Source organism: Bacteroides sp. UBA939 (assembly GCF_002293435.1).
Lineage (GTDB): Bacteria > Bacteroidota > Bacteroidia > Bacteroidales > Bacteroidaceae > Bacteroides.
In genome coordinates, this window is record NZ_DBDF01000163.1 from 17,084 (window position 1) to 34,844 (window position 17,761).

Annotated in this window: 10 protein-coding genes; 5 read left to right on the top strand and 5 right to left on the bottom strand. The window is 43.4% G+C overall.

Annotated features, from left to right (window positions below; genetic code table 11):
* Window positions 1-234: 234 nt before the first annotated feature.
* From B2Z67_RS10350 to B2Z67_RS10360, 3 genes are all read right to left on the bottom strand, one after another.
* Entirely contained in the window at window positions 235-3,015 is a 2,781-nt protein-coding gene (locus B2Z67_RS10350) for a putative LPS assembly protein LptD (protein ID WP_291529762.1), read from the bottom strand.
* A 256-nt stretch (window positions 3,016-3,271) separates the two neighbouring features.
* Window positions 3,272-3,808 (bottom strand): HD domain-containing protein, encoded by a 537-nt coding sequence (locus B2Z67_RS10355; RefSeq protein WP_291529753.1) that lies wholly within the window; start codon window positions 3,806-3,808, stop codon window positions 3,272-3,274.
* A gap of 33 nt (window positions 3,809-3,841) precedes the next feature.
* Window positions 3,842-4,801: a transporter gene (locus B2Z67_RS10360; protein WP_291529754.1), complete on the bottom strand. Its 960-nt coding sequence runs from the start codon at window positions 4,799-4,801 to the stop codon at window positions 3,842-3,844.
* 676 nt (window positions 4,802-5,477) lie between these two features.
* Here B2Z67_RS10360 and B2Z67_RS10365 point away from each other — a divergent pair.
* The 3 genes from B2Z67_RS10365 to dnaA all read left to right on the top strand — a co-directional run bounded on the left by B2Z67_RS10365 (window position 5,478) and on the right by dnaA (window position 9,392).
* On the top strand, window positions 5,478-6,725 hold the full coding sequence (locus B2Z67_RS10365) for an N-acetylmuramoyl-L-alanine amidase family protein (protein ID WP_291529755.1): 1,248 nt from the start codon (window positions 5,478-5,480) through the stop codon (window positions 6,723-6,725).
* A gap of 13 nt (window positions 6,726-6,738) precedes the next feature.
* Entirely contained in the window at window positions 6,739-7,635 is an 897-nt protein-coding gene (locus tag B2Z67_RS10370) for an MlaD family protein (protein ID WP_291529756.1), read from the top strand.
* A gap of 368 nt (window positions 7,636-8,003) precedes the next feature.
* The gene (gene dnaA, locus B2Z67_RS10375) at window positions 8,004-9,392 is read left to right on the top strand and encodes a chromosomal replication initiator protein DnaA (protein WP_291529757.1); all 1,389 of its coding nucleotides are present in this window, start codon (window positions 8,004-8,006) and stop codon (window positions 9,390-9,392) included.
* Here the strand turns inward: dnaA and B2Z67_RS10380 are convergent.
* The gene (locus tag B2Z67_RS10380) at window positions 9,389-10,123 is read right to left on the bottom strand and encodes an NADPH-dependent oxidoreductase (RefSeq protein WP_291529758.1); all 735 of its coding nucleotides are present in this window, start codon (window positions 10,121-10,123) and stop codon (window positions 9,389-9,391) included. The genes dnaA and B2Z67_RS10380 overlap by 4 nt on opposite strands.
* Window positions 10,124-10,465: 342 nt before the next feature.
* Here B2Z67_RS10380 and B2Z67_RS10385 point away from each other — a divergent pair, with 342 nt between their 5' ends.
* Together B2Z67_RS10385 and B2Z67_RS10390 are read left to right on the top strand one after the other, a co-directional pair.
* Window positions 10,466-13,003 carry an adenosylcobalamin-dependent ribonucleoside-diphosphate reductase gene (locus B2Z67_RS10385; protein ID WP_291529759.1) on the top strand — a complete coding sequence of 846 codons (2,538 nt, stop codon included), beginning with the start codon at window positions 10,466-10,468 and terminating at the stop codon, window positions 13,001-13,003.
* 133 nt (window positions 13,004-13,136) lie between these two features.
* Window positions 13,137-15,836 (top strand): 4-alpha-glucanotransferase, encoded by a 2,700-nt coding sequence (locus tag B2Z67_RS10390; protein WP_291529760.1) that lies wholly within the window; start codon window positions 13,137-13,139, stop codon window positions 15,834-15,836.
* 199 nt (window positions 15,837-16,035) lie between these two features.
* Here B2Z67_RS10390 and B2Z67_RS10395 read toward each other — a convergent pair whose 3' ends face one another.
* Window positions 16,036-17,493, bottom strand: coding sequence for an aminoacyl-histidine dipeptidase (locus B2Z67_RS10395; protein ID WP_291529761.1), 1,458 nt, complete (start codon window positions 17,491-17,493; stop codon window positions 16,036-16,038).
* Between the last annotated feature and the right edge of the window lie 268 nt (window positions 17,494-17,761).

Below are 17,761 nucleotides of genomic sequence, written 5' to 3' on the forward strand. Positions count from 1 at the left end.
CGTATAAGGGTACCTTTATACGGAGCGGGTACGGAGTTGGTAATGCTTTGACACGGCCCTGGTACGGAGCAGACACGATTTTAGTACGGTTTTAGTACAGCGATAACTCCTTTAACTCCTTTAATCCCTCTAACTCCTGAGGCATGAATTATTCAGGTAAGGTACGTTTTCCTCCTACCGGGAGGTTGCTCTTCTTCGATAGTGGAGTTGTGCTTTTCTACTTGTATTCTTCTATTAGTAGAACTGAATATTACTCTGTGTCTGACTTCTTTGTTCCCACTTTAAGTCCTGCAGAATACTGGCATTGGCACGGATCGTAAAATTATAGTATTTGTACACGCCGAAAGGGGAAAGGCTGGCGGTCATACTAAAGCAATGCAAATCACGAGTCAGATTAAAAGAAGTTTGCACTATTTTCTTTGCTTCGAAGTCATAACCGGAGTTAAAGCTAATAGCCCACTTGTTGGAAATCTTAATATTACCGGAGGCGCTAAGATTCTGTGTGAACTTATAAGGATAACGCATCGTCTTCCGGTTAATACTCTTTGAGCGGTCTTCAGAAATGCCATAGCCATAGTTAAAGTTCAAAGACCAGGGCATTTTAAATACCTGATAGCCATCAGCATCTACCTGAGCTTGTTCTTTCTTCTTTGTTGGGCTGCCATCGGTATTGTCTCCCATATTCATGTTGTCATCGTCTTCCGAGTGTTCACCCGATTCGTCTTTCTCCTCTTCCTCTTCTCCTTTACCGAAGATTTTCATAATCTTCTTCCATGTATCATTATTAAATGTATAACTTATCGAAGAACTATAGCCCTGGAAACGGCCAAAACGACCATAAGACCATTCCGTACGATTGCCTTCAACCACATTACCCCTACTGTCAAACGCGTAAGCGTATGTAGCAAAAGAAGAACTAAGACTAAACGTATAACTATCACTCAGTTTCAAGCGTAAACGAAGGTTCAGATTACTCCACGGGCGCACAGTAGCCGCCATATTGTAACCAATACTCGCACCCAGTTCATCAATCAAGCTGCGCTTGCGTATAGAGTCATTCTTATCTTTAAACTTCATCTCCAGGTTATTGGAAATATCAAACTGGATATTTCCCGACTTTCCCCGTCCCGGTACGCCGAACATTTGGTTGGCATAAGGTGAATAGGTTACAGTATCTATTCTTCCATCCGCATTCATCCTGGTATAAGAGTCGTAAAATCCGTATTGAGAAGAACCGAAATCCGGAGTAGCGCTGATACTGACTTGCGGAGTAATCACATGGCGAATCTGAATTTCCCGTTTCTTCGCAAACAGTGGCTTGTACATAGCATAGATCTTTGTATTAAGCCCCAAACTGGCACTGTAATTATATACTCGGTGAAAACCATAAATGGTATCGGTATTTACTTCTCTGCCGGTAGTTCCTATGGTCGGATCCCAATCTTTCATTATCTTAGTTGTGTACCAACGCTCTGTATAGCTGAATGAAGGAGTCAGATTGAAGTATTTGAATAAGGTGAACGTAGCGCTGACCGGTATATCGTGTTTCATACCGTTTTTCCAATCCTTTATTAAACTGGACTTGAATAACAGGTCGTCTTTGGTAGCGATGCTATTGGATAGACGGCCGGTGTAACGAATCGAAATCTTTTCATACCACTTTTCGTCACCTACCGCACGTTTTCTTTTAAAGGGGAAAATAGTACTTAGGGTGATATTCAAGTCCGGCAGGGTTACGGAGATAGAAGAATCCCGCATGTTCTGTGAAATATTGGCTGTGGCGGCAATGGACAGTTTCTGATCGGGGAAGTTACGGGAATAACTCACGCTGGAGGTTTTAGTGTTTTGCGACATTGCCTGTGCGTTATACATGTTGCCGACATTGGTACGTTCATAACTGCCGGAAGTGAAGTTGACGCTGGCAGAGAATGTAGAGTTGGGGTTTGCCTTCGGGTCCTGGCGATGAGACCATACCACCTTAAAGTCTTTAGCAACATAATAATCGTCCAATCCTTTATCACCTGTCTTGGTTACCTGATAACTGGCTTGCAGTAAACCTGAGTACTTGTAACGGACGTTATAATTGGTCTCGGCATTCAAAGACCAGGAACCTTTCGTAAAGATATCACCTCGCACCTTCAAGTCCATCTTGTCACTGATAGCGAAATAATAGCCGCCATCCGTCAGGCCAAATCCGCGGCTGGAGTCATCCATATAAGTAGGCATAATGAAGCCGGACGAGTAACTGCTGGAGAAGGGGAAGAAGAAGAAGGGCACGACAAGAGGTAAGGGTACATCTTCAACTACCAGATATGCCGGTCCGGTCACAACATTTTTCTTGGGGCGGACTTTGGCATAAGTCATCTGCATATAGAAGTGGGGATGTTCATGGTTGTCGCAAGTAGTATAGCGGCCGTCTTTCATATACAACTCATCATTCATGCCTTTCTTGGCATTATTTCCCGTAACATACCCTTCGCCCTGCTGGCTGACAACATTACTGATAAGCCCTTTTTTGCTTTTAAAGTTGTACCGGATAGTATTTGTTTCGTAAGGTGTATCTCCATCTTTGAACACCGGTCTTCCTGTTATCACTTTCAAGGAGTCTTCCACGCCACGGGCATAAACTGTGCTGCTGTCCATATTCATGGTTATTATCTCGGCGGTCAGTTCTATTTTTTGATAGTTTACTTTACCGTCGCCATACAAATGGGCAAAACCACCTAACGTGAATACAATAGAGTCGTTGGCTTCGTAAGTGACCGGTGCATCCAGTGCTTGCTTTTTCTTTTCGATCGGTAGTACCTGTACCGTATCGTTTTCCAGTGCAAGGGAGTCATTTCTTAATGTATCTCCTTTCTGCAAAGCGTTGCCGATATTGAACGTGTCGGTTCGTTCAATTCCGGGAAGAGTCGACCTCTCCCGTCGACGTTGCGAAAGGGCCTCGCCGGATAGTAGGAGAAATGCGAGTAACAGTATGTATGATATGAATGTATTTGCTTTCAATAGGGTAATTAACTAATAGTTTCCGCTTGGATGGGCAAAAGTACGTAAATTATGCGGATAATCTCTTTATTTTAAAGAAATTTAGAGCCTGTTTAAATTTTGCTCAGCATTGTTTTGAGAGTTATTTTTGAGGATGTTTTTCTGTTTTTATGAGGAGCATAGCGGGCTATGTGACGAGTGAAAACAGAAAAACAGACCGAAAATAAACTCAAAACAAGCTGAATAAAAAACTTTTTGAGGAAAATTTAAACAGGCTCTTAGAATGCTACAAAAACTGTTCGCACCACCGATCGAAGCGTTCCAACCCTTCGGTGCCATAGTGCAAAAGGCTTTTACGCGCTTTCTTTATTGTTTTCTCACGCTCCAGATGGGTTTTGGAATAGAATTTATCGGCAAAACAGATAACTTGTTCTTCAAGACTTACAGGAAGCATATCTCTGTGGGGAATAGGCAAATCTTGTGCAATGATGTCACTTAAAGAAAGCCCGGCTCCCGTATGCCGTTCGCATACCAGTGCATGGCGCGGGTATCCTTCCCGGCGTATTAAATCGGCTCCTAAATAGCCATGGCAAATATAGGGCTTGTCGCCAAGGCAGAAAATGCCGGGTGCATCCGTAAGAAAGATACCGATATCGTGTAGCATACCGGCTTCGTACAAAAAGTCTCTGTCCAGATTAAGCTCTGGATGATGGTCTGCAATCCACAGGGCTTTTTCGGCAACCAAGCGACTATGTACTAATAAGATATGCTTTTGTTCATTATCCTCCGGATAATATTTGTCAATAAGTGCAATAGGTAACATTTATTTCTTTTTTAAGTTTATACATGTAGGGCTTTATGTTTTCTCCTCCCTTTTTCTCTTCTTCCATAATTGCCAACTGTTTATCAGGTTCTGCCACAAAACATAGGAACCCGGTCCTACGGATGAAAGGGGATTCAAATAAGTATAAGACATCCAAATGGCAAGAACGGTATTTTTCTGCCCCAATGCTTGCCCGCCACTGATACGGTCGTTATAATGCCCGCCAATCTTTTTGCCCAGGAAGAACTGCAAGCAACAGGTTATCAATCCTGCTAAAGCAATCAGAATTTGAACGGATGCGGGTGCGTCACTGTTCACTAATGAGCGGACGGTTTGTCCCGATACAATAATAAGCGCCACGCTCCACAGGTAGAAAGCAAGATAATGAAACTTTAATAAAAAGCGATGCACACGTGGCATGCACACCCTTATCAGCCACGCCAGAAAGAAAGGCAGAAGCAATAACGGAAAAACCTTACCCAGAATTTTCAGGAAAGCGGCAAAGAATGTTATATCAGCATGAGGCTCCACCAGAGGGAAAACTATCGGAACCGTTACTGCCGCCAGTAAATTTGATAACAATGTATAAGTGGTTAGCGTAGATGCACTTCCTCCTAATTTGCCTGTTATCACCGCAGCCGCCGTAGCCGTAGGGCAGATGAGGCAAACCATTGCAGCCTCGAAAACTTCCCTGTAAGTCTCATCCATCGGATAGCATATCAGCAGAGCGGCAAATGCCAAGCAGGAAAGAGTCTGGAACAATAGCAACCAACCATGCCATGCTTTGGGTTTCATTTCGTGCCGGTTTTCTACTTTGCAAAAGGTAAGAAGTAGTTGGGTGAATATAAGTAAGGGAATGAAATATGCAATCAAATCATTGATATATGGTTTGGTAAACGCTAAAAAAGAAGCATTTGCAAAAATGAAATATCCCAAAGTACCCGAAAGCATTGCCAACGGCAATGTCCAGTTCTTAAAAAAACGAACTAACATACCTGTTTTAATTTAATCCGCAACTGCAAAATTAATAAACGCTTTGATTCAACAAGTTGAATTACCATTCGTCCGGTTGACAGGCTTTTACCACCTCTGAATAATGTAAATCGGTAGATAAAGGAGTTATCGCTTCGCTTGGTAGTTATCAGCTTTAACTCCTTTAGCTACTGAGCGAAGCGATAGCTCCTTAACTCCTGATTGACATGAATAAGGAATGAAAAAGAGCTGCCCGGCCGTCCCGACTGATAAACCGCGGCAATTTATGGAAAATATATCAAATGGCAAAGCCGGCAGGAAAAACATTCTTTCCGGGACATTCTTTCTCCGGTTCCTATCCGGTTCTTCTCCGGCTCCTATCCAATTCCTATCCAATTCCTATTCAGTTCCCATTCAATTCCCATCCGGTTTTTATCCAATTCCTATACAGTTCCTGTCCTTACCCGCTCCTCTATTGCTCCTCTTATAGCACTTCATATAAGAGAGGAGCAGAAGAGGAGCAGAAGAGGAGCGGGTAAGGAGCGGGTAAGGAGCAGAGTAAAGCGGGAATAGTAGCGGAACAGCGCCTTTCGCTATTTAAATAAATCTATCACAAAATCATAAAAAAAATAACAAAACTTCAAATAAAGCATTAGTTTTCTATAAATTTCCACTACATTTGCATCAGTTTTGACTTATGAAACTATATAAGCGTCACATATTGTATATATATATCTGCTTCGGGCTACTTGTTTCCCCTTTTTGGAGCAGTAGCATCAAGGCGAAAGACTTTGTTGTTGTTATTGACCCCGGGCACGGAGGACACGATCCGGGCGCCTTAGGCAGAATATCCAAGGAAAAAAGCATTAATTTATCCATTGCCCTCAAGCTGGGAAAACAAATAAAGAAAAATTGTCCGGACACAAAGGTTGTCTATACTCGTGAACGGGACGTTTTTATACCGCTTGACAGACGGGCCGAGATTGCCAATGAGGCCAAAGCCGATCTGTTTATATCCATCCACACCAACTCTATAGCGGGTAGCCGAACCATTAGTGGCACTTCTACGTGGACACTCGGTTTGGCCAAGTCGGACGCCAACCTTGAGGTTGCTAAACGCGAGAACTCAGTTATTTTATACGAAAGCGATTATGAAACAAGATATGCAGGGTTCAATCCGGGTTCGGCAGAGTCTTATATTATATTTGAATTCATGCAAGATAAGTATATGTCGCAAAGCGTACACTTGGCTTCGCTGGTGCAAAAAGAATTTCGAAACACCTGTAAACGTGTTGACCGCGGTGTAAACCAAGCCGGTTTTTTAGTCCTGAAAGCCAGCGCCATGCCGAGCATTCTGATAGAATTAGGATTTATATCCAATCCCACGGAAGAACGCTACCTCAACTCCGAAGCCGGTAGTACCACGCTTGCCAACGGCATTCTTCGGGCTTTCCTGACTTACAAACGTGAATATGAACTCCGGTTAACCGGGAGCAGCCACACTGTGCTGCCCGATAATACGGTTCCCGATAGAGTAGAGACATCTGATTCTGCTTCCGGAAAAGCCGATATGCCTCATGCCACATCCCGGCAACCGGTATCATCCGCCGGCAACCGCGTTCAGGATGCACAAAGCGCAGGAAAAAAGCCGAAGGTGCAAACCGGTAATAGCAATCCGGTGTTTAAAATACAGATATTGACTTCCCCCCGCCCACTTGCTGCCAATGACAAGCAGTTGAAAGGCTTAAAGGGGGTGGAATATTACCAGGAAGGCGGGCTTTATAAATATACATATAGCGCATCAACCGATTATAATAAAGTGGTACGCACCAGGCGGGAACTATTGAAACTGTTCAAGGATTCCTTTATTATCGCTTTCAAAAATGGAAAAAAAGTAGATATTAATGCCGCTGTTAAAGAATTCAAAGAAACAAAAAACAAATAAAGACTATAACACCATGACGAAGTATCTTACTAAAGAAGTTAGAATAGGAATTGCAGGCATCATTGCCCTCTGCATATTAGTATATGGCATAAACTACCTGAAAGGCGTTCAAATGTTTAAACCGACCAGCTATTTCTATGTGAAATTTCATAATGTCAACGGATTAACGAAATCAAGCCCGGTCTTTGCCGATGGCTTCCGCGTTGGTATTGTGCATGACCTTTTCTATGACTATAACCAATCCGGGACAGTAATTGTGGAGATTGACGTAGAACCGAGCCTGCGCATTCCCAAAGGAAGCACTGCGGAGTTAGTATCCGAATTGATGGGAGGCATAAGAATGAATTTACTGCTTGCCAACAATCCGCGAGAGAAACACCAGGTAGGTGATACAATACCGGGGAGCTTAAATAACGGTGTAGTGGATAAAGTAGCCGAACTGATGCCGCAAGTCGAAAAAATACTTCCAAAGTTAGACTCCATTCTGGCTTCATTGAATACCATACTTGCCGATCCTGCTATTCCCAGTACTCTGCACAGTATGCAAAACACAATGGCAAACATGGAAGTTACAAGCCGGCAATTGCAGGCTATTATGAGCAAAGACATCCCGCAACTTACTCAGAAATTGAATACTATCGGCGACAACTTTGTCGTTATCAGCGATAATCTGAAGGAAATAGATTATGCGGCAGCATTTGCCAGTATAGACTCTACTTTGGCAAACGTAAAAATGATTACAGACCAGTTGGGGCGTAAGGACAATACGATTGGTTTATTACTGAATGACCCGTCGCTCTATAATAACCTTAACGAAACGACAGCCAATGCAGCCACTCTGCTCGAAGACCTGAAATCACACCCGAAAAGATATGTTCACTTCTCTTTATTCGGTAAAAAGGATAAGTAGAGAAACTATTTATTAAGTAGAAAAAATCGCCTATATAGAATTTATCTAAATAAAAAGGGCGAGTGGATTTGGAGGAAAAAGTTCTGAAAAGTCCATGTAATAACAGAAAAAATCCTTTTAGCATAGTTGCCTAAAAAACGCAAATAGACCTGTTTTGCTGGCTATCTACTTGTAATTCAGGCACTTATTAAAATGCAATAGCCCCTCTTCGAAGGTGTTTGTATGATATGTGATAAGTGGTTGAAAGTAAAGAGCTTATTGTTTCTATATGAAAAGCAAGAAAAAAGGCATTTGTTTTTTTGAAATAAGATTCCCAAATTTGCAAACGTAGAAGTATTGCTTAATTAATAAACGTATTAAGAACCGTTATGAGTGAATTAAATCATGTCGGGCTATGGAGCCGTTGTCTCGAAATTATTAGAGATAATGTTCCTGACCAGACATACAAAACATGGTTCCTTCCTATTATACCTTTGAAATATGAGGACAACACGCTGGTCGTACAAGTACCCAGCCAGTTTTTCTATGAATTTTTAGAGGATAAGTTTGTAGACTTGTTGCGTAAAACTTTATATAAAGTTATAGGTGACAGGACCAAGTTGCTGTATAATGTTATGGTAGATAAGAGTTCGCGCACCACCGTGAATCTTGAATCTACCCCGCGCACTATAATTCCGCAAAAGAAAGTAATCGGCAAAGAAATACCACAAATTCCTGTAGCTGATTTAGACCCGCACTTAAATCCGGAATACAATTTCGAAACATTTATCGAAGGTTATAGCAACAAGCTTTCCCGCAGTGTGGCAGAAGCCGTTGCATTGAATCCTGCAAAAACAATCTTCAACCCATTATTTTTCCATGGCACTTCGGGAGTCGGTAAAACACATCTCATAAATGCCATCGGAACTAAAATCAAGGAGCTTTACCCGGAAAAGAGGGTGTTGTATGTATCCGCTCATTTGTTTCAGGTGCAATATACTGATTCCGTACGCAACAATACCACCAATGATTTTATCAATTTCTACCAATCAATTGATGTATTGATCATTGATGATATTCAAGAGTTCGCAGGCGTGACCAAAACTCAGAATACTTTCTTCCATATATTCAATCATTTGCACCAAAACGGGAAGCAGTTGATTTTGGCTTCCGACCGGGCACCTGTATTATTGCAAGGTATGGAAGAACGGCTTATCACTCGTTTCAAGTGGGGAATGGTGGCTGAACTGGAAAAACCGACAGTGGAATTGCGCAGAAATATCCTGAACAATAAGATACATCGTGATGGCTTACAATTCTCGTCGGAGGTAATTGATTATATTGCAGAAAACGTTGGTGACAGCGTACGCGATCTGGAAGGTATTGTTATTTCCATCATGGCGCATTCTACTATATATAACAAGGAGATTGACCTGGAGTTGGCACAGCGCATCGTGCGGAAAGTAGTGAAAAGTGAAAGCAAAGCCATCACCGTTGATGATATCATCAATGTGGTGTGTAAGCATTTCTCACTGGATGTTACAGCGATTCATACCAAGTCGCGTAAGCGGGAAGTGGTACAAGCGCGCCAGATAGCCATGTACTTAGCCAAGTCGTATACGGATTTCTCCACGGCCAAGATTGGTGCATTGATCGGTAATAAAGACCACGCCACCGTATTGCATGCTTGCAAGACAATTAAAGAATTACGGGAAGTGGACAAGGCTTTCCGCGCCGAAATAGACGATATTCAAACTTCATTGAAGAAGCGGGGTTAAAAACCCTGCTTCTTCATTACCCTCCAAAGATTCTCGGACATTGCTTCGTTATCCTCTTTCTTGTAACGTACATCCGTGAAGACCTGGGCTAAAGTTTCTTTCTTATTCTCAAGGACGAATTGCTTGTTTTCAGGCAAAGACTCCTTACTGGCATACAAACGATTGATATCTTCCGGTGTATAATCATGATAAGTTTCTTCATGCACAATGGCTTCCAATGGCAGGCGTTCTACCTGTGCGGGTTCTTCTGCCGGCCAACCTACTGTTACCGTGGTTATGGGAAATACCAATTCCGGCAACTCCAACGCTTCGATAATCATTTGCGGATTATAAGTAGTAGTGCCCAAATAACAAATACCCAATCCCTTCTCCTCCGCTGCTACGCAAAATGTTTGTGCAACCAGCAAGGCGTCAACAGCCCCGGTTGTAAACCATTCGAAGTTGTTGTATCCGGGAACTGCGTTCCGTTGTTCACACCACTTGCTAAAGCGATGCAAATCTATACAAAATGTCAGTACTACAGGAGCCGTTTGCACCATTGGCTGATTGAAATGGGCAGGCGCCAATTTTTCCTTTCTTTCGGCATCGCGCGTCACAATGACACTGTACACCTGCATATTCCCAACCGTAGAGGCGCGGAAAGCAGATTCAAGTAAATCATTTAACAACTCAGAAGAAATACCTTTCTGCTGATATTTACGGATTGTTCTTCTTTCTTTTAAGGTTTTCATTCTTTTATTTTTTTGCAAATATAGAAAAAGAATACCGGACTGCCACTAAATACCTGACGATAACTTTATCCATGTATTCTAAAAACAATTACTCTGCTTAATAAATACAAAGTTCCGGTTTTCTTTTTGGAAAACTCTAGTGTTTATGCCGATTAGCTAATGAGTTGAAATTCAGTAATTTAATTCCTTAAATTGGAAAACTTTCATTCTGTTTATAACTTATCCTGTTTTTATTTTGATAAAACAGAAAACATTATTAGTTTTGCAAACGTTTCTGTTAATGATAAGTATTACTTCTACGCATTTACTTATTATATAAATAATCTTAAGGACAAAAGGATTGTGAAAAAGCAAATTTACTCTTATGATGAAGCCTATGAAGAATCTTTACGATACTTTCAAGGTGATGAGCTGGCTGCCCGTGTTTGGATAAACAAATATGCAGTCAAAGACTCTTTCGGTAATATTTATGAAAAGTCACCGGAAGATATGCATTGGAGAATAGCCAATGAAGTAGCCCGTGTTGAGGCAAAATACCCTAACCCTTTAAGCTCAGAGGAGTTATTCGGTTTGTTGAACCATTTCAAGTACATCGTTCCGCAAGGAAGTCCGATGACCGGAATAGGTAACAACTATCAGGTAGCATCCTTGTCTAACTGCTTCGTTATCGGAGTAGATGGTGAAGCCGATTCTTACGGCGCCATCTTCAAGATAGACGAAGAGCAAGTACAGCTAATGAAACGCCGCGGAGGTGTGGGACATGATTTATCTCACATTCGCCCGAAAGGCTCTCCGGTTAAAAACTCAGCATTAACCTCTACCGGCCTTGTGCCGTTTATGGAACGCTACTCTAATTCTACGCGTGAGGTAGCCCAGGACGGACGCCGTGGCGCACTGATGTTAAGCGTGTCCATCAAACATCCGGATTCGGAAGCATTCATCGACGCAAAGATGACGGAAGGAAAAGTTACGGGCGCTAATGTATCGGTGAAGTTGGATGATGCCTTTATGACAGCAGCCACTCAAGGCACTCCTTACATGCAGCAATATCCGGTGAACGCTGCCGAACCGACCGTACAAAAAGAAATCAATGCGACCGAGCTGTGGAAAAAGATTGTCCATAACGCATGGAAGTCGGCAGAACCGGGTGTACTGTTTTGGGATACGATATTAAAGGAGTCCGTTCCCGATTGTTACGCGGATTTAGGATATCGCACTGTTTCTACCAATCCATGCGGTGAAATCCCTCTCTGTCCGTATGATTCTTGCCGCTTGCTTGCCATCAACCTCTATTCTTACGTGGTGAATCCATTTAAGCCGGATGCATACTTTGATTTTGAATTATTCAAGAAGCACGTAGCATTGGCACAACGCATCATGGATGACATTATCGATCTTGAATTAGAGAAGATAGAACGTATCATAGAGAAGATAGACGGTGATCCCGAGGATGGAGATGTAAAATGGACAGAGCGTGCGTTGTGGAATAAGATATATAAGAAGAGTGGCCAGGGGCGTCGTACCGGAGTAGGAATCACCGCTGAAGGAGATATGCTTGCAGCATTGGGATTGCGTTACGGTACGGAAGAAGCTACCGAATTCTCCGAGAAAGTACATAAGACTGTTGCACTGAGCGCATACCGCTCGTCTGTAGAAATGGCAAAGGAACGTGGCGCTTTCGAAATCTATGACAGCGAACGCGAAAAAGGGAATCCATTCATCAACCGTTTGCGTGAAGCTGATGCCGAACTGTACGAGCTGATGAAAAAATATGGGCGCCGCAACATTGCTTGCCTTACCATTGCCCCTACAGGTACCACCAGCTTGATGACCCAAACAACATCAGGTATCGAACCTGTATTCCTGCCCGTATATAAACGTCGCCGTAAGGTAAACCCGAATGATACCAATGTACGCATTGACTTTGTGGACGAAACAGGTGACGCATTCGAAGAATATATCGTGTTCCACCCTAAGTTTGTAACCTGGATGGAAGCGCAAGGATACAATCCTGCAAAACGTTATACGCAGGAAGAGATTGATGCTTTGGTAGAAAAATCTCCATACAACAAAGCAACCTCTAACGATGTAGACTGGTTGATGAAAGTGAAGATGCAAGGACGCATCCAGAAATGGGTAGACCACTCTATCAGCGTAACAATCAATCTGCCGAATGATGTGAACGAAGAACTTGTAAACCGGTTGTATGTAGAAGCATGGAAATCAGGTTGCAAAGGTTGTACGGTTTACCGGGACGGTTCCCGTTCAGGCGTACTGATCTCTACTAAAAACGACAAGAAAGAGGAATTGCCTCCATGCAAACCGCCCACAGTAGTAGAAACCCGTCCGGCAGATCTTGAGGCGGAGGTTGTACGTTTCCAGAATAATAAAGAGAAGTGGGTGGCGTTTGTCGGTTTGCTCGATGACCATCCTTATGAGATATTCACCGGTCTTCAGGACGATGACGAAGGTATTATTCTGCCGAAGAATGTAACGTGCGGACATATTATAAAGAATGTAGATAAGGACGGCAACAAACGTTATGACTTCCAGTTCCAGAATAAACGAGGATACAAAGTCACAATAGAAGGCCTTTCCGAGAAGTTCAATAAGGAATATTGGAACTACGCCAAGTTAATCTCCGGTGTATTGCGTTACCGTATGCCTATCGAACAGGTCATTAAGTTGGTAAGTTCTTTGCAATTAGACAGTGAGAACATCAATACCTGGAAGAACGGTGTGGAACGCGCCCTGAAGAAATACATAACAGACGGAACCGAAGCCAAAGGTAAAAGATGCCCGAACTGCGGCAACGAAACCCTTGTATATCAGGAAGGTTGCCTCATTTGTACCACCTGCGGAGCATCGCGTTGCGGATAAATCCGGAGTGCAAACGATAACCACAAACGTTTGCATAGGAATTTAAAACACTTAGATAGCAATAGCTGCGTGATTATGCGGAATAATTTCTATACTTGCATAAGCATTGCAGCTATTACTAAATCTAATATATATGACATTAGTATTTCATATTGAGTATCGCACAAGTTGGGGCGAAGAAGTCCGGGTACTGGGCTCTATTCCCGAATTGGGTAACGACAACCCCGATAAAGCCGTTTCCCTGCAAACAGTGGATGGCATTCATTGGACTTTGGAAGCAGACATTCAAATGCCTGAAGACGGCATAGTTCAATACAGTTATCATATTTATCGTGACGGCATAACCGTACGAACCGAGTGGAACAGCTTCCTCCGTACGCTTTATGTGTCAGGCGACAAAAAGAAAACTTATCGCCTGCAAGACAGCTGGAAGAACCTGCCCGAGCAGCAATACTTCTACAGTTCTGCTTTCACAGAGTCTTTGTTGGCACACCCCGAACGTAGCGCTACACCGAAGAGTCACAAGAAAGGATTGCTGATAAAAGCATACGCTCCGTGTATTGACAATGACCATTGTCTGGGTTTGTGCGGCAATCAAAAAGCCTTGGGAAGCTGGGATGCGGACAAAGCCCTGCTTATGAGTGATGTCAACTTCCCCGAATGGCAGGTTGAAGTGGACGCCGGGAAAATAGACTTTCCATTGGAGTATAAATTCGTTCTTTATAATAAGAAAGAAAAGCGTGCCGTTGCCTGGGAGAATAACCCGAACCGTTACCTGCCGGATTTTCAGATAGGGAATAATGAAACCTTGGTAATCGGTGACCGTTACGTTTATTTCGCTCTACCCGATTGGAAAGGTGCCGGAGTAGCGATTCCCATATTCTCCTTACGTTCCGAAAAGAGCTTCGGCGTAGGTGACCTCGGAGATTTGAGAAAGATGATAGACTGGGCTGTACTTACCCGCCAGAAAGTGGTACAGATATTGCCCATCAACGACACCACCATGACGCATACATGGACAGACTCTTATCCGTACAACAGCATCTCTATTTATGCTTTCCATCCCATGTATGCCGATCTGAAACAGATGGGAATGCTGAAGGATAAAAGTAAAATGGCAGAATTCAATAAACGGCAGAAAGAACTGAATGCTCTGTCAACGGTAGATTACGAAGCCGTAAACCGGACTAAATGGGAGTACTTTCATCTGATATATAACCAAGAAGGTGAAAAGACATTGTCGTCCGAAGCTTTCCTGCAATTCTTTGAAAGCAATAAAGAGTGGTTGCTACCTTATGCCGCATTCAGCTACCTGCGCGATGCTTACCGCACACCGAACTTCCGCGAGTGGCCCAAATATACCGAATACAAAACTGAGGACATTGAGAAGATGTGCCGTCCGGAGTCGGCCGACTATCCGCATGTTGCCATTTACTTCTTTATCCAATACCATTTGCACCTGCAACTATTGGCGGCTACAGAACATGCCCGCGCCAATGGTGTCGTACTGAAAGGAGACATTCCTATCGGTATAAGCCGCAACAGCGTGGAGGCTTGGACAGAGCCTTACTATTTCAACCTGAACGGACAAGCGGGTGCACCGCCCGATGACTTCTCCGTGAATGGACAAAATTGGGGCTTCCCCACTTACAACTGGGATGTAATGGAGAAAGACGGTTATGCATGGTGGATGAAGCGTTTCCGTAAAATGTCGGAATACTTCGATGCTTACCGCATAGATCACATTCTGGGCTTCTTTCGCATTTGGGAAATCCCCATGCATGCGGTACACGGCTTGTTAGGACAGTTCGTTCCGGCTTTGCCCATGACGCGTGGAGAAATAGAAAACTACGGATTATCATTCCGTGAAGGTTTCTTCACACAACCCTACATTCACGAATATTTCCTGGGACAAATATTCGGTCCTCACACCGATTATGTGAAGCAAACCTTCATTGAACCAACCGATGCCTGGGAGGTCTATCGCATGCGCCCGGAGTTTGACACCCAGCGTAAAGTGGAAGCATACTTCACAGGAAAGACTGACGAGGACAGTGTTTGGATACGCGACGGATTGTACGGGCTTATCAGTAATGTACTGTTTGTACCCGATCGTGAGGACCCGAATCAGTATCATCCACGTATCAGCGTTCAACATGATTACATTTACCGTGCGCTTAATGATTGGGAAAAAGATGCCTTCAATCGTCTATACAATCAGTACTATTATCATCGCCATAATGATTTCTGGCGTGATCAAGCCATGAAGAAATTGCCGCAACTGACACAATCTACCCGTATGCTGGTGTGTGGTGAAGACTTAGGCATGATACCGGATTGTGTGCCTTGGGTGATGAACGACCTGCGTATCCTTAGTCTGGAGATACAACGTATGCCGAAAGACCCGTTGCAAGAGTTCGGACATCCGGATTGGTATCCGTATCGTTCGGTTTGTACTATTTCCACGCACGATATGTCTACACTGCGTGGCTGGTGGGAAGAGGATTCCCAACAGACGCAACGGTACTATAACAACATGTTGGGACATTATGGCACTACACCGGCAGTAGCCACTTCCGAACTTTGCGAGGAAGTAGTACGCAATCACTTGTACAGTAACTCCATTTTGTGCATTCTTTCCTTGCAAGATTGGTTGTCGACAGATAGCAAGTGGCGTAACCCCAATGTACAGGAAGAACGCATCAACGTTCCTGCCAATCCGAGGCACTACTGGCGTTACCGCATGCATCTGACTTTGGAGCAATTGATGAAAGCGGAGAGCCTGAACGAAAAGATCAAGAGTTTGATAGATCAAACAGGACGTAACGGCTGAGGGTGTATTGAGTTTATTTATACAATAAAGGTCGCTTCCGCTTTGCCCTGTAAATGACTGTTCAATTACTTAGTAGTAGTTGGTTAATTACTTAGTAGTAGTTGATCAATTACTACGTAGTAGTTGGGCAACTACTACTAAGTAGTTTGCACACTACTACTAAGTAATTTTAGCGCAGAATGCGCCTGAAGCTAATTGCTTATCTATCAGGGCTTTGCTCCAACGTGGCAACTAAGAAATCATAGAACTTTGGTACCGTTGGGATGCAAACGCGCTCATCCGGTGAGTGTGGAGAGCGTAAAGTAGGCCCAAAAGAGATCATATCCAACCCCGGACAATTTGCTCCGATTATTCCACATTCCAGGCCGGCATGGATAACCTTCACTGCCGGTTCAACCCCAAATTGTTGTTTGTAGGAGAGCTTCATGGCATGCAGAATAGGAGAGTCCACATTGGGTTGCCAGCCGGAATAGCTTCCGCTTAGTTCCACCTTCATACCCGCCATAGCGAAGCAGGCAGTCAGGCTATCGGCCAGGAATTCTTTCATGGTATCGCAAGAGCTACGAGCCAGAATACGCACTTCAGCCTTACCTTCGCCAATAATAACAATAGCCAGATTGGACGAAGTTTCCACCGTATCGGGAACTGTAGGAATCATGCGCATTACACCATTTTGGCAAGCCATGAGTACATTAATCATATTGTCCTGAATCTCTTCGGGTACAACAGCCGCCGGTAAGTCAACCGGCTCCACCATCAATGTGATGCCGCTTTCAATCGGTGTATATTCCGCATTAATCTGCGCTTCGTATTCCTTGATGTAATCTTCTAATTCTTCTGCTTCTTCTGGATTGAAAACCAACACAGCATGAGCTTCACGAGGAATGGCGTTGCGCATATTGCCGCCTTCAAAGCTCGCCAACTGAGAGTCGAACTCTATCAGGATATCGTGTAGTACGCGAGCCAACAGTTTATTGGCATTCCCTCGTCCTTGATTGATTTCCAGACCGGAGTGGCCGCCCCGCAATCCTTTCAATGTGATATTACGGGCAACGAGTCCGGCAGCAGGAGTTTCTTCCTTGTACTTCAACGTGGCCGTCAGGTCAATACCACCGGCGCAACCGATATAAAGTTCTCCTTCATCTTCCGAGTCAAGATTCAGCAGAATCTCTCCTTGCAATGTTCCCGGTTTCAAACCGAATGCACCATACATGCCTGTTTCTTCATCCTTCGTAATCAGAGCTTCCAACGGGCCATGCTTCAGACTGTTATCTTCCAGCACTGCCATGATGGCGGCTACTCCCAGTCCATTGTCTGCTCCCAGCGTCGTACCTTTGGCTCTCACCCAGTCGCCGTCGATATAGGTTTCAATAGGATCTTTAGTGAAATCGTGAACCGTATCATTATTCTTCTGCGGCACCATATCCATGTGTGCTTGAAGAATAACGCCCTTACGGTTCTCCATGCCCGGAGTGGCAGGTTTGCGAATAATAACATTGCCGACTTCATCGGTAAATGATTCTAAACCTAATTCTTTCCCGAAATTGAGAAGAAACCCGGTAATTTTTTCCATGTATCCGGACGGGCGGGGAATTTGGGTTAGCGAGTAGAAGTGTTTCCACACATTCTGTGGGGCTAATTGCAAGATTGTACTCATAATATTTATAAAGTTAGTTTTCGCAAATATACCTCTTAATTCTCAAACCCGACAAGAAACAGTGTTTCTTTTTACAAAGAAATAACTTCAACTGATTTATTATAAGTACAAAACCCTAAATAGTTTATATTATTACAGACTATAAATCGCTTGTTATCAACAGTCATAAGCATCATAAGATAATTTAAGTTTCGCAAGTTATTGTTATCACTGATTATCAGTAGTATCTCTATTCTCCTCCTCCCAGGCTACTCTCTATACACATTTT

Coding starts and splice junctions, on each gene's coding strand:
- B2Z67_RS10355 (WP_291529753.1), bottom strand. CDS start 3,808: ATGTTACCTATTGCACTTATTGACAAATATTATCCGGAGGATAATGAA.
- B2Z67_RS10360 (WP_291529754.1), bottom strand. CDS start 4,801: ATGTTAGTTCGTTTTTTTAAGAACTGGACATTGCCGTTGGCAATGCTT.
- B2Z67_RS10365 (WP_291529755.1), top strand. CDS start 5,478: ATGAAACTATATAAGCGTCACATATTGTATATATATATCTGCTTCGGG.
- B2Z67_RS10370 (WP_291529756.1), top strand. CDS start 6,739: ATGACGAAGTATCTTACTAAAGAAGTTAGAATAGGAATTGCAGGCATC.
- dnaA (WP_291529757.1), top strand. CDS start 8,004: ATGAGTGAATTAAATCATGTCGGGCTATGGAGCCGTTGTCTCGAAATT.
- B2Z67_RS10380 (WP_291529758.1), bottom strand. CDS start 10,123: ATGAAAACCTTAAAAGAAAGAAGAACAATCCGTAAATATCAGCAGAAA.
- B2Z67_RS10390 (WP_291529760.1), top strand. CDS start 13,137: ATGACATTAGTATTTCATATTGAGTATCGCACAAGTTGGGGCGAAGAA.
- B2Z67_RS10395 (WP_291529761.1), bottom strand. CDS start 17,493: ATGAGTACAATCTTGCAATTAGCCCCACAGAATGTGTGGAAACACTTC.